Annotated in this window: 12 protein-coding genes; 1 reads left to right on the forward strand and 11 read right to left on the reverse strand. The window is 50.6% G+C overall.

The features are described from left to right. The first annotated feature begins 123 nt into the window (after positions 1 to 123). The gene (locus H4O27_RS09905; RefSeq protein WP_165006294.1) at positions 124 to 915 is read left to right on the forward strand and encodes a formate/nitrite transporter family protein; all 792 of its coding nucleotides are present in this window, start codon (positions 124 to 126) and stop codon (positions 913 to 915) included. 97 nt (positions 916 to 1,012) lie between these two features. Here H4O27_RS09905 and H4O27_RS09910 read toward each other — a convergent pair whose 3' ends face one another. From H4O27_RS09910 to H4O27_RS09960, 11 genes are all read right to left on the reverse strand, one after another. After that, complete coding sequence (locus tag H4O27_RS09910) at positions 1,013 to 1,684, reverse strand: formate dehydrogenase subunit gamma (protein WP_193004257.1); 672 nt, start codon at positions 1,682 to 1,684, stop codon at positions 1,013 to 1,015. Further along, entirely contained in the window at positions 1,684 to 2,598 is a 915-nt protein-coding gene (gene fdxH / locus H4O27_RS09915; protein WP_165006297.1) for a formate dehydrogenase subunit beta, read from the reverse strand. The genes H4O27_RS09910 and fdxH overlap by 1 nt, the downstream gene beginning before the upstream one ends. Before the next feature lie 11 nt (positions 2,599 to 2,609). Further along, positions 2,610 to 5,726: a formate dehydrogenase-N subunit alpha gene (fdnG, locus tag H4O27_RS09920; RefSeq protein WP_165006300.1), complete on the reverse strand. Its 3,117-nt coding sequence runs from the start codon at positions 5,724 to 5,726 to the stop codon at positions 2,610 to 2,612. Positions 5,727 to 6,013: 287 nt separating this feature from the next. Then, positions 6,014 to 6,541, reverse strand: coding sequence for a thioredoxin family protein (locus H4O27_RS09925; RefSeq protein ID WP_165006305.1), 528 nt, complete (start codon positions 6,539 to 6,541; stop codon positions 6,014 to 6,016). 198 nt (positions 6,542 to 6,739) lie between these two features. Next, the gene (locus H4O27_RS09930) at positions 6,740 to 7,879 is read right to left on the reverse strand and encodes a THUMP domain-containing class I SAM-dependent RNA methyltransferase (RefSeq protein WP_165006308.1); all 1,140 of its coding nucleotides are present in this window, start codon (positions 7,877 to 7,879) and stop codon (positions 6,740 to 6,742) included. 142 nt (positions 7,880 to 8,021) lie between these two features. Then, on the reverse strand, positions 8,022 to 8,447 hold the full coding sequence (locus tag H4O27_RS09935) for a hypothetical protein (RefSeq protein WP_165006311.1): 426 nt from the start codon (positions 8,445 to 8,447) through the stop codon (positions 8,022 to 8,024). A gap of 2 nt (positions 8,448 to 8,449) precedes the next feature. Then, on the reverse strand, positions 8,450 to 9,256 hold the full coding sequence (locus H4O27_RS09940; protein WP_165006313.1) for an NUDIX domain-containing protein: 807 nt from the start codon (positions 9,254 to 9,256) through the stop codon (positions 8,450 to 8,452). 265 nt (positions 9,257 to 9,521) lie between these two features. Next, on the reverse strand, positions 9,522 to 9,899 hold the full coding sequence (gene acpS / locus H4O27_RS09945; protein ID WP_165006316.1) for a holo-ACP synthase: 378 nt from the start codon (positions 9,897 to 9,899) through the stop codon (positions 9,522 to 9,524). A gap of 70 nt (positions 9,900 to 9,969) precedes the next feature. Further along, the gene (gene pdxJ, locus H4O27_RS09950) at positions 9,970 to 10,701 is read right to left on the reverse strand and encodes a pyridoxine 5'-phosphate synthase (protein WP_165006319.1); all 732 of its coding nucleotides are present in this window, start codon (positions 10,699 to 10,701) and stop codon (positions 9,970 to 9,972) included. An 83-nt stretch (positions 10,702 to 10,784) separates the two neighbouring features. Beyond that, positions 10,785 to 11,573: a DNA repair protein RecO gene (gene recO, locus H4O27_RS09955; RefSeq protein ID WP_193004259.1), complete on the reverse strand. Its 789-nt coding sequence runs from the start codon at positions 11,571 to 11,573 to the stop codon at positions 10,785 to 10,787. Between the two features lie 126 nt (positions 11,574 to 11,699). Then, complete coding sequence (locus H4O27_RS09960; protein ID WP_165006322.1) at positions 11,700 to 13,082, reverse strand: TolC family protein; 1,383 nt, start codon at positions 13,080 to 13,082, stop codon at positions 11,700 to 11,702.

The raw sequence follows: 13,082 nt of genomic DNA on the forward strand, positions 1-13,082 counted from the left end.
GTCTGAAACGTTTCAGACGGCCTCAATTACATGGAATAACAAAAATACACCCTTGAGTTATATCAAGCGTAACAGTTTTCCGCCACCGTAAAATACCGCTTGTATTCTATACGGACAAAAAATATGAGCGATTTATACCCGCATGAAATCTTGCGTGCCACCGCCGATAAAGGCATCGCAAAGGGCAATGGCGATGCGCTGCAACTCAGCGTCTTGGGCTTTTTGGGAGGCGCGTTTATTTCCATCGGCTATTTGGCATACATCCGCGTAGTCGGCGGTATGCCGGAAGAAATGGGCAGCTTGGCCACCCTCCTTGGCGCAGCCGTTTTCCCCATCGGTCTGATTTGTATTTTATTGGGCGGTGCAGAACTGATTACCGGCAATATGATGGTGTTGCCCGTGGCCGTGATGATGAAAAAAATTACCGCCGCTCAATGGCTGCGCAACTGGCTGATTGTGTCGCTGGCGAATGTGCTCGGTGCATTTTTTGCGGCGTGGTTTTTCGGCCATTTTTTGGGCTTGACCGAAGGCCGTTACCTGCATGAAACCATTGCCGTGGCGCAAACCAAAGTATCGGCGGATTTCGCACATGCTTTTGTGTCCGGTATCGGCTGTAACTGGATGGTAGCGATGGGCGCATGGCTGAGCTACGGCGCGCATACTTATGGCGGCAAGATTTTGGCGATTTGGTTTCCGATTATGATTTTCGTGTTGATCGGTTTCCAACACGTTGTTGCCAATATGTTTGTGATTCCGGCCGCGATTTGGGGTGGCGCCGACATTTCTTGGGCGCAGTTTATGCACAATATGGTTTCGGTTTATTTGGGTAACGCGGTTGGCGGCTCGATATTCGTTGGCATGCTTTATGTATTAGCTTACAAAAAACAAGCAGAAGCAATCGACTCCGGGCATTGATAAAACAATAAAAAAGCCGTCTGAAAAAATATTTTTCAGACGGCTTTTTTTTATATTTAGCAACCCGATGAACCATCTTTCAGGCTACCCTAAACCATTACAGCTTGTGTTGGTTGTTGATATCGGTAATTGGTGTTTCAACCGGTTTTTCGTCGGTTTTGGCCATCACTTCACGGTACCATCTTGGGTGGTGCTTTTTCGCCCATTGTTGCGAAACCACGCCTTCGGTCATGGCACGAACCGTACCTTTAACCCAAATAGCTGCATAAACGTGCACGATAATACCGGCAATCAATACAATCGCGGCACCGGCATGGAACAACAAGGCTAAACGAATCACCGGAATCGGGAACATTCCGGCAAAATACGGACGCCATGCGATAACACCGGTAATCACCAATACCAGCATACAGGCCGTCATCAACCAGAACATGCCTTTCTGACCACCGTTGTATTTGCCGACGTCACCCACTTCATGGCCTTTCAAAATGGTGGTTACCGATTTCATCCATTTTACATCTTCTTTATCGAAGAAGTTAAATTTCCAATAACGGAAAAATTGAATGAAAAAGCCGATAAACATCACCACACCGATAAACGGGTGCAAAATCCGTGCCAATTGCGGCGTACCGAAAATGCCGGCCAACCAGAAAAATGCCGGATAGAAGAAAGCCAAACCGGATACGGCCAGCAAAATAAAACACAAGGCAACAACCCAGTGATTGATGCGTTCACTGCGTTTGTAACGCTGAATTAACTTTGGTTTCATTATGCGTCCTCCTCACCGTGCAAGATTTTACCGTCTTTGCCGATGACTTCAGGTTTATCTTCGCCTTCACGGTTAGGACCTACGGTAATGTAGTGCATCCAACCGGCAACCGCTGCCGCAGCAATACCGAATGTCGCCAAAGGCTTGAGCAAACCTTTCCATACTTTCACGGTTGGGCTGATACTTGGATTCTCAGGCAAGCCGTTGTACAGGTTAGGTTTGTCAGCATGGTGCAAGACATACATCACGTGCGTACCGCCTACGCCTTGCGGGTCATACAGGCCTGCATTTTGATAGCCGCGGCTGTTCAAGTCTTTAATGCGCTCTTGAGCCGCTTCTTTCATGTGCTCCTTGCTACCGAACTGAATTGCGCCGGTCGGGCAGGTTTTCACGCAAGCGGGCTCTTGGCCGACAGCCACGCGGTCCGAACACAAAGTACATTTGTAAGCACGGTTGTCTTCTTTGTTGATGCGCGGAATGTTAAACGGACAGCCTGAAATACAGTAACCGCAACCGATACAGTTTTCCTGATGGAAATCGACAATGCCGTTTTCATACTGAATAATCGCACCCGGTGATGGACACGCTTTCAGACAGCCCGGATCGGCACAGTGCATACAGCCGTCTTTACGAATGAGCCATTCCAGTTTGCCGTGTTCTTCGGTTTCGCTAAAACGCATCACCGTCCAGCTTTTTGCGGTCAAATCAATCGGGTTGTCATACACACCGACGTTTTCACCGATTTCGTCACGAATGTCATTCCATTCCGAACACGCCACCTGACAGGCTTTACAGCCGATACAGGTGCTGACGTCGATTAATTTTGCCACTTCAACCGGTTTACGCACCTGAGGCGGAGGCGTGATACCCGATGTTGCAGAGCGGCGTTTGATGTCTAATGATTGCAATGCCATTGTTCCGCTCCTTACGCTTTCTCAATATTAACCAAGAAGGTTTTGTATTCAGGCGTTTGCGTGTTGCAGTCGCCCACGAAAGGTGTCAGCGTATTCACGATATACTGCTTCCGGCCTGATACGTTTTCCCAACCGCCGTGTAACGGAATACCGACTTGGTGAATGGTTTTGCCGTTAATGATCAACGGTTTCACCCGTTTGGTTACCACCGCTTTGGCTTTGATAAAGCCCCGTTTGGAGCTGACTTTGACCCAATCGCCTTTGACAATGCCTTTTTCCTGCGCCAAATCTTCGCTGATTTCGATGAATTGCTCAGGTTGGGCAATCATCAGCAACTTCACAGACTTGGTCCAGAATTGGAAGTGTTCGGTCAGACGGTAAGTGGTGCCAACATATGGAAACTCTTCAGCCGTACCGATACGGTCTTTCACGCTGTCAAACAAACGCATGGCAGGTGATTGGACCACTTTCGGGTGCAGCGGATTGGTACCAATCGGCGATTCCACAGGCTCGTAGTGTTCAGGGAACGGGCCGTCAACCAGTTTGCGTTGAGCAAACAGACGGCCAACACCTTCTTCGTTCATGATGAACGGACTCATACCGCTGCCCGGTGCCTCATCGGCTTTAAAGTCGGCCACGTCGGCACCGGTCCATTTTTTACCGTCCCACTCAATCAACACACGGTTCGGATCCCAAGGTTTGCCGCTCGGATCCAAGGATGCACGGTTGTACAGGATACGGCGGTTGGCAGGCCATGCCCATGCCCAGCGCGGGGTGTTTCCCAAACCAGTATCGGTATTGTCACGGCGATCCATTTGGTTACCGGCCTGCGTCCACGAACCTGAGAAAATCCAAGTCGCACATTCGGTGGTACCGTCATCACGCAACTGTGAAAAGCCGTCGAGCAATTCGCCTTTTTTACGGATAACATTACCATTGGCATCTTTGATATCCGCCAAGGCATAACCGTTAGATTCTTTAGCCATTTCTTCCGGGGTTGGCGCCACTGGATTTTTGTAGTGCCATGCCAGTTTGGTAATCGGCTCAGGCGCTGTACCGCCTTCTTTTTCGTACATTTCTTTCAGCAAGACGTGCAGTTCGCCCAAAATATCCAAGTCAGCCAAGGCTTCGCCCGGAGGATTTTGACCCGGATGGTGCCATTGCAACCAGCGTGAAGAGTTCACAATCGAGCCGGCTTCTTCAGCGAAGCACGGTGTCGGTAAGCGGAATACTTCAGTTTGAATTTTAGACGGATCAACATCGTGCGCTTCGCCATGGTTTTCCCAGAAGGAAGCGGTTTCGGTTTTCAGCGGATCCATCACAACCATGTATTTCAACTTCGAGAATGCTTCGGTCACACGGTGAGCATCAGGGAATGAGCCTTGCGCGTTAAAGCCTTGCACCAACAAGCCGTTTACTTTGCCTTGATACATCAATTCAGTGGTTTGCAAAATGTCATACATTTTGTCCCACTTCGGCAGCCAGTCGTAGCCCCAGTTATTTTCTTTGGTGGCGTTTTCGCCGTACATCCACTTCAGGAAGCTGACGAAGAATGCCGGCGTATTGCTCCAATAGTTCAACTGATTGGCTTGTAATGCTTTTGGTGTTTGTTTCGCCAAATAGTCTTGGAAAGTCGGGTGATTGTCTTCGTTAGGCAGGGTCAAGTAGCCCGGCAGTGAAGTTGACAACAAGCCCAGATCCGATAAACCTTGAATGTTAGAGTGGCCGCGTAATGCGTTCACACCGCCGCCGGCCATACCGATGTTCCCCAACAGCAATTGGACCATGGCCATGGTACGGATGATTTGCGAACCGTAAGTATGTTGCGTCCAGCCCAGTGCATAAAGAATGGTACCGGCTTTATTCGGCGCAGCAGTTTCACCCCATGCTTCGGCGATTTTCAAGAAGTCTTCTTTACTGGTACCACAAGTGGTTTCCATCACATCCAGCGTGTAGCGTGAGTAATGTTTTTTCAACATTTGGAACACACAGCGCGGATCTTGCAAGGTTGGGTCGGTTTTGGCGTGGCCGTTGGCATCCAATTCGTAGAACCACGTTTCGTTGTCGTAGTAGTTCTTGCGGTTGCCGGTACGGCTGGTTACTTCAGGCTGTTGCTCGCCTTGTTTGGCTTCAGGCGCTTGGAATGCAGCGGCACCGGAGAACAGGCCTTCATCAAAATCAAAGCCTTCGGAAACGATAAAGCCGGCATTGGTATAGGCTCTCACGTATTCCCATTGGATTTTATCGTTTTCAATCAGCCAATTAATCAATGCGCCCAAGAATGCGATGTCACTACCCGAACGGATGGGCGCGTAAAAATCAGATACCGCAGCAGTACGGTTGAAGCGCGGGTCAACCACATATAATTTGGTGCCCTTTTTCTTTTTCGCTTCAATCACCCATTTGAAGCCCACAGGGTGCGCCTCTGCGGCATTACCGCCCATCACCATGATGAAGTCGGCATGCTGGATGTCCACAAAAGTGTTGGTCATCGCACCACGGCCGAAAGTCGAAGCCAAAGCGGATACGGTCGGACCGTGACACACGCGCGCCTGCGCATCGGTAGCAACAATACCCAACGAGCGCATCCATTTTTGGGTCAAGATACCGGTTTCGTTAGAAGCAGCAGAAGCTGTCAACATGCCCACGGTAGGCAAGCGGTGTACCGGCACGCCGTTTTCGTTGGTGACGATTAAGTTTTCGTCACGGTCTTTTTTCAGATGCTTGGCAATGCGGGTTAAGGCATCATGCCAAGAAATGCGTTTCCATTCATTGGTAAACGGCTCGCGCACTTCCGGGAAATGCAAGCGGTTCGGGCTGTGTACAAAATCCAACAAACCCGCGCCCTTCGGACACAGTGAGCCGCGACTCACCGGATGATCCGGGTCGCCTTCGATGTGGAAAATGACTTTTTTGGCATTTTTGGCACCGTCACCCATGCTGTACAAAATCGTACCGCAACCTACGGAACAATAAGTACAGTTATTACGCGTTTCAGTGGCACGCAAAAGTTTATACTGACGCACCTCCGCCCAAGCATTGGTCGGCATCATGCCCATTACGGCCAAACCCGACGCGCCGGCACCGGCGGCGGTCACTTTAAAAAACTGCCGTCTTGATATATTCATGGTTTCGTTCCCGCTTGATTGGGAAGCCGTCATTTTCAGACGGCCCCACTATCACTATATTTTGTAACAATACTTTAAAACTAATACTTTAGTATTATATTGCGACACACTACAACTGATGTAGTCAATTGTAAGTCATTCGACATTGATAGTCTAACTTTATTTTAAATCCGTTTTGATTGATTTTTATTATTAATATCAGAGTGATTTTATCAGGATTAAAGAAACGGCCGTCTGAATGATCAATTTCAGACGGCCTTTTATTTATGCTTCCGTTGAACGGCTGTTTAACGGCGCAAACGGTTTACATCCAACCATTTTTCCAAATCTTCGGCACTCAATTTGCCGCCGTTGTCTTCTAAGTCCAATTTATTCAACTGACGGCCTGCACCATAAGCCGCCAATACCGGCGTACCGCTCAAACCGTATTGCCGCTTGAATTCGGTCCACGCAGCCTTATCCTGATGCAGGCGGTGTACGTTGACAAAATAGATTTTATCGTTGAGATGATATTGCGTGATGTAGCGTTTGAACATCGGCTCGAATGCGTTGCAATCGCCGCAACTCGGGCGGCCGATATACGCATAAAACTTATCGCCCTCCGCCACTTTGGCTTTGAAGTTTTCCACAGTCAGGCTATTGAGTTCAAAATAAATATCGGAATAAGTATCTTCCAAACGCTTGGTATTGGCCGCGGAAAGTTTCACCGCCGTTTGCGCTTCCGACAATTCGCTTTTTAATTTACCCAGCTCTTGATGATGGCTGCACGCACCTAACAGCAACACAGCGGCAAGTGACAATATAGCGGTTTTCATGGCAGGCTCCTCATTGGATAATGAATATCTTATCGGATCAGTATAAACCCGTTTGCCGACATAGGCTTAAATTTTTTGACAATGCTTTGATAAAACGCAACTCATGCTGCCCTTACCCCATCAAATTTACAGATCCAGATTGGATAAGCAAATAAAAAGGCCGTCTGAACAATATTTTTCAGACGGCCCCAACCTGCCCTATCGGTTGGAACCTTTCACCATATCCATCAAGAACAGGCGGCAATCCAAATTGCCGTTATACAACGGAATTTTGCGCTTCGGCGACAAACGCATGAATTTCGGCATATCGCGGTCGCCGGTAAACATACCGATGAGCCAGCCCGCATAATGCTGCTTCAGCCATGAACCCAACTGCGGATACAGCGCCTGCAAAGCCTGCATTTCCGCCAAGCGCACGCCATAGGGCGGGTTGGAAATCATGATGCCGTTGTTGCCGTTGGGACGGGCATTTTGCGCGTCTTCCACTTCGAAACGGATAAATTCAGCCACTTCGGCCGCTTCGGCATTATGTTCGGCGGCGCGAATCATGTGACGGTCATTGTCGCTGCCGGCAATCGGCGCGGTAACCGGCACAATTTGTTCACATGCTTCTTGGCGGATTTTCACCCATGCGGCTTTATCGAAATTTTGCAGCTTTTCAAAACCGAAACGGCGCATCAAACCCGGCGCACGGCGGCCGGCAATCCATGCCGCTTCAATCGCCAAAGTGCCGCTGCCGCAGAACGGGTCTTGGAACGGTTGCGAACCGTCGTATCCGGCCAGCAACAGCAAACCCGCAGCCAAGTTTTCACGCAAAGGCGCTTCGCCGGTGTCTTGGCGGTAGCCGCGTTTGAACAAGGCCTCGCCGGACGTGTCGATAAAAATCTCGATATTACGCTCATCCATAAACGCATGCACGCGCACATCGGGATGAATTTTGCCTACACTCGGGCGTGCATCATAAATGTCACGGAACGAATCGCACAGCGCATCTTTGATTTTCAGGCCGACAAAATCCAAGCTTTTGACATTGGCGCGCTTGCCTTCAATCTTCACTTTAAAGGTTTGATCCAGCGTAAACCAATTAAACCAATTGATATTTTTGGCTAATTTGTAAATATCCTGCTCACTGCGGTAGCTGCCTTTGGTCAGGCGCAGCAGCACGCGGCTGGCGGTACGCGAATGCAGATTGATGCGGTAAACCTGCTCCATCGTTGCTTTGCAGCCCACGCCGCCGTCGGTAGCTTGGATATCTTGAATATTCAGGGATTTGAGTTCGTCGGTCAACGGCGTTTCCAAACCGCGCGGACACGTGATGAATAAGGCGTATTGCGTCATGGGGATTCCTTTCCGGGTCGGACGCACAGGCTTTCTGTGTGTGAATAAAGAGAAGGATTATAGCGCAGATGAGAAAAGTAAAATATTTATTTTTCAGGATTTTTTAATAAAAGGCCGTCTGAAATCATTTCTTTCAGACGGCCTATTCCGCCGCAAAGGCCGTCTGAAACACTTCGCCGTCGATATTGATATCGGCCAAATAATCATGGCGGTTTTCGACACACATCGGCAAGCGGATTTGCTTGGCCGCCCATGTGCCGTCGTCTTGGCGGCGGATATTGAAGCGGTTGAAGCCCATGTCCATGTCTTTCATGGTAAAGCCGACGGTAACTTCCCGAGTTGCTTGCGGCACATTTTTCAACACAATATCAAAGGGTTGTTTTGCTTTAACCTTATCGCTGAATTTGACATACACACCGTTGGGCAAGGTGCAGCCCTGTGTCACTTGGCATTCGGCCTGCCGTGTTTGCGGCTGTTGCTGCCGCCACCAATCCAAGGCGATGAGTTTGACGGCGGCAAACACCAGCAACAATACGCCGGAGATAATTAACTTTTTGTTTTTATTCATATTCAGACGACCCCAATCTCATCATCAACCACCACCGTATGCGCACCCGCTTCCAGCCATTGATCTTGATATTGCGCTGCCCAATCGGGTAAAGCGGCAATCACCAAAGGCATGGACACGCCTTGTTGCAAAGTTTGCAAAGTGGCTTCGGCAGCGGCTTGGTTTTGCACGCGCCATACCGCCACATCAGCATCCTGCACATTGTGCCATTGTGCGGCGGTTTCCACCACCACCCATACGCTTTGCGCCGGCGGCATTTTGCCCTGCGCACGCAATTCGGGTTCCTCGATCAACACATGCTCATGCTGCGGCCCGGCCAAATGATGCGGCACCACACGGTATTCGCCCATGCGGTTATACCCGCGCAAACCGCTTTTCAGACGGCCTGACAATACACGCGGCACGGAAAGCGATTGCAGCAACGCGTCATTGGCGGGCAACATCGGCGACACGGTAAAATCACCCGCTTTCTGCCACGACCATGTCTGCCCTTCTTTTGCCTGCAATTCGCCCGACCATTCATCGGCTTCCACCCGTAAAAAACGCAGATGCACATGCGCGTGTTCGTAGGCGTGAATTTTGGTCAACCACGGCGTAGCGTGATGAATGCGGATGCCGAGTTCTTCTTCCAGCTCGCGCTGCAAGGCCTGAAACTCGGTTTCGCCCGCTTCCACTTTACCGCCGGCAAATTCCCAATAACCGGCATAAGGCTTGCCTTCAGGACGTGAGCTCAGCAAATAATCGCCATCGGCATTGAGTAAAATGCCGGCAACAACGCGGACTAAGGGGCGTGGGTCTGATGTGGTCATGATGTTTCGAGAAAGGAATATTAATTTTCGGACGGTCATTTTACACAACACATCACAGGCCGTCCGAACGTTCACATTGGAAGAGGCCTTTGCAAACCCTAAATTTGCATGCGGTTCGAAATGAGCAGCACTGAAAGCGCAGACATATCATTTAGATAGGCAAGCTTCCGAGCAGCGCATAACGAAGAAATGTGCCAAAGACGGGGATTGTGCAAAGGCCTCTGGAAATGCGCCGGAAAACCTTGTTTGCCTGAGCATTGAATAGTTATTTTTCAGCAATCACAAAAGCCAATACGGTATCTTCTTCATCGGCCATGCTCAAGCTGACGCAGCTGATGCCCTGCTCTTTCAACCATTTTTCCAGCACCGGCGCGTAGAAAAATTCAGGCTTGCCCATTTCGTCGTGGCCGATGCCAATGTTACGGAACGACACACTGCCGCGAATACCGGTACCGACGGCTTTGGCAAACGCTTCTTTGGCGGCGAAGCGTTTGGCCAGATAATTCACCGGTTTGCCGGCCTGGGGGAACTCCATCAATTCTTCGGGGCTGAGAATGCGTTCGGCAAAGGCTTGGCCGAATTTTTTATTCAGTCGAATAATGCGTTTCAGGGAAACGATGTCGGTGCCGATACCATAAATCATGAGGTTCTCCTTATTATCATGTGAAAAACCAACAGGCCGTCCGAATTGCCTGATTGGGCATTACAAGCCATTATTTCGCCATCAATCGTGCTTTAAACATCACGTCTTTCATCTGGCGGATTGCTTCGGGCAAACCTAAAAACACGGCTTGTGCAATGAGTGCGTGGCCGATGTTTAATTCTTTAATCGCGGCAATGCGGGCAATCGGCGCAACGTTGTGAATAGTCAAACCGTGTCCGGCATTCACCACCAAACCCAATTCATCGGCGAAATGCGCGCCCTCTTCAATCCGCGCCAATTGCTGCGCCTGTTCAGACGGCGTGCGCGTATCGGCATAGGCGCCTGTGTGCAGTTCAATCACAGGTGCGCCGATCTCTTTGGCCGCCTGAATCTGCGCTTTGTCGGCATCGATAAACAACGATACGCGGATACCGGCATCGGTGAGTATGCGCGTGAATTGAGCGGTTTTTTCCTGCTGCGCCAACACATCCAAGCCGCCTTCCGTGGTCACTTCCCGGCGTTTTTCCGGCACGATGCACACGTCTTGCGGCATGACGTTTAGCGCGTTTTCCAGCATTTCTTCGGTCAGCGCCATTTCCAGATTCAAGCGCGTTCGGATGGCGTTTTTCACGGCGAACACGTCGGCATCTTTGATATGGCGGCGGTCTTCGCGCAAATGCAGCGTAATCAAATCCGCGCCGTGGGTTTCGGCGGTGAGCGCGGCTTCTACCGGACTCGGGTAAATGGTGCCGCGCGCGTTACGGACGGTGGCGACATGGTCGATGTTAACGCCTAATAACATGGGTTTCCTTTCGCTGATTCGGTTTCAGACGGCCTGTTGATCATCAAGGCCGTCTGAAAAATAGGGTTGGTTGCATTTCCGATTCAGACGGCCTGCGGAGGCTCTGCCGCTTCATGCCGTCCGAACGACATCGGATCCAAATCAAACTGTTGCAACTGCTGCAATACCTGCCGCGATTTAATTCCTTCGGGAATGTGGAAATCAATCAACAAGCGGTTGATTTTCAGAGCCTGCTGCAAACTCACGCCGTCTGAAAACTTGCCTTGGCACAATTGGATTAAGCTGCTGCCGTTAACCGCGATGCCGCTTTTCTGCTGGCTGCCCGAACCGTCTGCTTCGGTCAGCGGCAACAAAGCTTCTTCCGGACGCAACCAATATCGCGTATCAGGATCGATGCCGTTGCCGTGAATATCATGCATCAAATCCGGTGCATAGCCCGAGAGGCGCAGCAATTGCCATTCAAAGCGGCGTAAAGCGGCGATGTGGTTCGGCTCGCGGCACAAGGTTTGCATGGTGTCGGCAAAAGTGTCGTACAACTCGGGCAGCGGGTCTTCGCGCGCGGTGAGTTTCAGCATCAGCTCGTTGACATACAGCCCGCTGAACAAAGCCCGCCCCTGCGGCTGCGGCCAACCGCCCAACCACTCGGCACGATGCAGCGTTTTGAGTTCTTGGCTGCCGTACCACGACGCGCTCATCGGCACAAACGGCACCAACACCCCGCGCAATTCGCTCATGCGCTTGCGGGCGCTGCGTGCCAGCAAGGCTACACGACCGTAACGGCGGCTGTACACTTCCAGCCACAGGCTGCTTTCGCGCCAAGGCGCGGAGGCGAGCATAAAAACAGGTTCGTGGTTGATGCGGTGGTTGGACATAATTTCCGGACTGAACTGAATGAAGGAATTATAACGTTTTTCAAATAAAAAAGTGATGAAAATGAAACAAGGCCGTCTGAAAAATTCCTCACGATTTTTTCAGACGGCCTTAATGCATTAAGCACACTATTTTGGCGTGTAGCGCCCTGCCATGGCTTTATATACCATGTTTTCGTATTTCAGTACATCATAGTGCCGGTTTAATACGTTTTGCGCCGAGTCGTATTCGCCGTTTAAGGCTTCAAGCCAGTCTTTCAACTCGTTTTTGCCGTGTTGGTAGCGCACTTGGTAATAGCGGCTGTTTTTCTGGTCCAAGGCGTAACGCCGGCGGGTGTTGTTCAAAGCGGCTTGCGCGTTTTGATAGGCGAGATAGTTGGTGTTGACTTCATTGAGCGCGGCCGTTAAAGCCTGCTCGAAATTCAATGCCGCGCTGTCAAAACGCGCTTGGGCGTCTTTGTCTTCCCATTGCAGCGTTTTCCAACCCAAAAACGGCAGGTTGATTTGCACCGAACCGCCCAAAAACGGTACGTCAAACATAGTGCGCGCTTTGCTGGAAGACGTGCTCAGGCTGGCACCTAAAGTGATGCTCGGATACCAACTGCGCTGCTGCGCCGCCAAGGTTTGCACCGAAGATTGCAAACGGTATTCCGCCGCGCGTAAATCAGGGCGGTTGGCCAACACCGAAATCGGTACGTTCAAATCCACGCCTTTCACCGCCAACAAACGGTATTGCGATGGTTCGGCGGCGATGGCTTCGCCCGGCTTCAGATTGAGCAGATTGCGCAAGGTTTGTTCTAGCGCATCACGGCTGTTTTGCAGCGACAACAGATTGTTTTGCGCACTCAGCAAAGATTGTTTCGCCTGCGTGCTTTGGCCGGAATCGGCCTTGCCGTGGCGGTATTTGGCATCGGCAATGCGGGCGATTTCCTGATATTGCTTCAGCGATTGGCGGGTTAAAGCAATGGCTTCGTTGATGTAGGCGATGTTGAAATAGGCATCGGCGACATTGTTCACCAAGGTCAGGCGCGTGTTGGCCAAATCTTCCTGCGTGGCGCGGTATTCCCACACTTGCGCATCGGCGGTGGCGCTCAATCGCTTCCATAAATCAAGCTCGTAACTCAAGCCCAATTGGCTGCTGAAGCTGTTGTTGTTGCTGCCGGATTTGAGGTTTTTGGAAGCCGATGCACCGGCCGAACCGTTAAACGACGGCACCAAATGCGCGCCCAAAATATTGGCCTGATACAAGGCGCGGTTCACCGAAATCGCAGCCCGTTTCAAATCGATGTTGTTGTCTAAAGCCTGCCGGATTACGGCATTGAGTTGGGCATTTTGATAGATTTCCCACCAGTCGCCGTTAATTTGATAACGCTCGGCAGCTTCCGTGGCGTTCATAATATGCGTATTGCCGGCCAAACCCAGTGTGTTCACTTTGGGATTAACCGCACACGCACTTAAAGCCAAGGATACGGCGATAACGGATGCCGTCTGAAAAAAAGTTTTGCTGTTCAT

The sequence above is a fragment of the Neisseria yangbaofengii genome, assembly GCF_014898075.1.
In the GTDB taxonomy this organism is placed as follows: domain Bacteria; phylum Pseudomonadota; class Gammaproteobacteria; order Burkholderiales; family Neisseriaceae; genus Neisseria; species Neisseria yangbaofengii.

Bases quoted from the DNA above. Each gene is read 5' to 3' on its own strand.
- acpS (WP_165006316.1), bottom strand. From the start codon at position 9,899: ATGATTTATGGTATCGGCACCGACATCGTTTCCCTGAAACGCATTATT.
- recO (WP_193004259.1), bottom strand. From the start codon at position 11,573: ATGTCCAACCACCGCATCAACCACGAACCTGTTTTTATGCTCGCCTCC.
- H4O27_RS09910 (WP_193004257.1), bottom strand. From the start codon at position 1,684: ATGAAACCAAAGTTAATTCAGCGTTACAAACGCAGTGAACGCATCAAT.
- H4O27_RS09925 (WP_165006305.1), bottom strand. From the start codon at position 6,541: ATGAAAACCGCTATATTGTCACTTGCCGCTGTGTTGCTGTTAGGTGCG.
- H4O27_RS09940 (WP_165006313.1), bottom strand. From the start codon at position 9,256: ATGACCACATCAGACCCACGCCCCTTAGTCCGCGTTGTTGCCGGCATT.
- fdnG (WP_165006300.1), bottom strand. From the start codon at position 5,726: ATGAATATATCAAGACGGCAGTTTTTTAAAGTGACCGCCGCCGGTGCC.
- H4O27_RS09905 (WP_165006294.1), top strand. From the start codon at position 124: ATGAGCGATTTATACCCGCATGAAATCTTGCGTGCCACCGCCGATAAA.
- pdxJ (WP_165006319.1), bottom strand. From the start codon at position 10,701: ATGTTATTAGGCGTTAACATCGACCATGTCGCCACCGTCCGTAACGCG.
- H4O27_RS09960 (WP_165006322.1), bottom strand. From the start codon at position 13,082: ATGAACAGCAAAACTTTTTTTCAGACGGCATCCGTTATCGCCGTATCC.
- fdxH (WP_165006297.1), bottom strand. From the start codon at position 2,598: ATGGCATTGCAATCATTAGACATCAAACGCCGCTCTGCAACATCGGGT.
- H4O27_RS09935 (WP_165006311.1), bottom strand. From the start codon at position 8,447: ATGAATAAAAACAAAAAGTTAATTATCTCCGGCGTATTGTTGCTGGTG.
- H4O27_RS09930 (WP_165006308.1), bottom strand. From the start codon at position 7,879: ATGACGCAATACGCCTTATTCATCACGTGTCCGCGCGGTTTGGAAACG.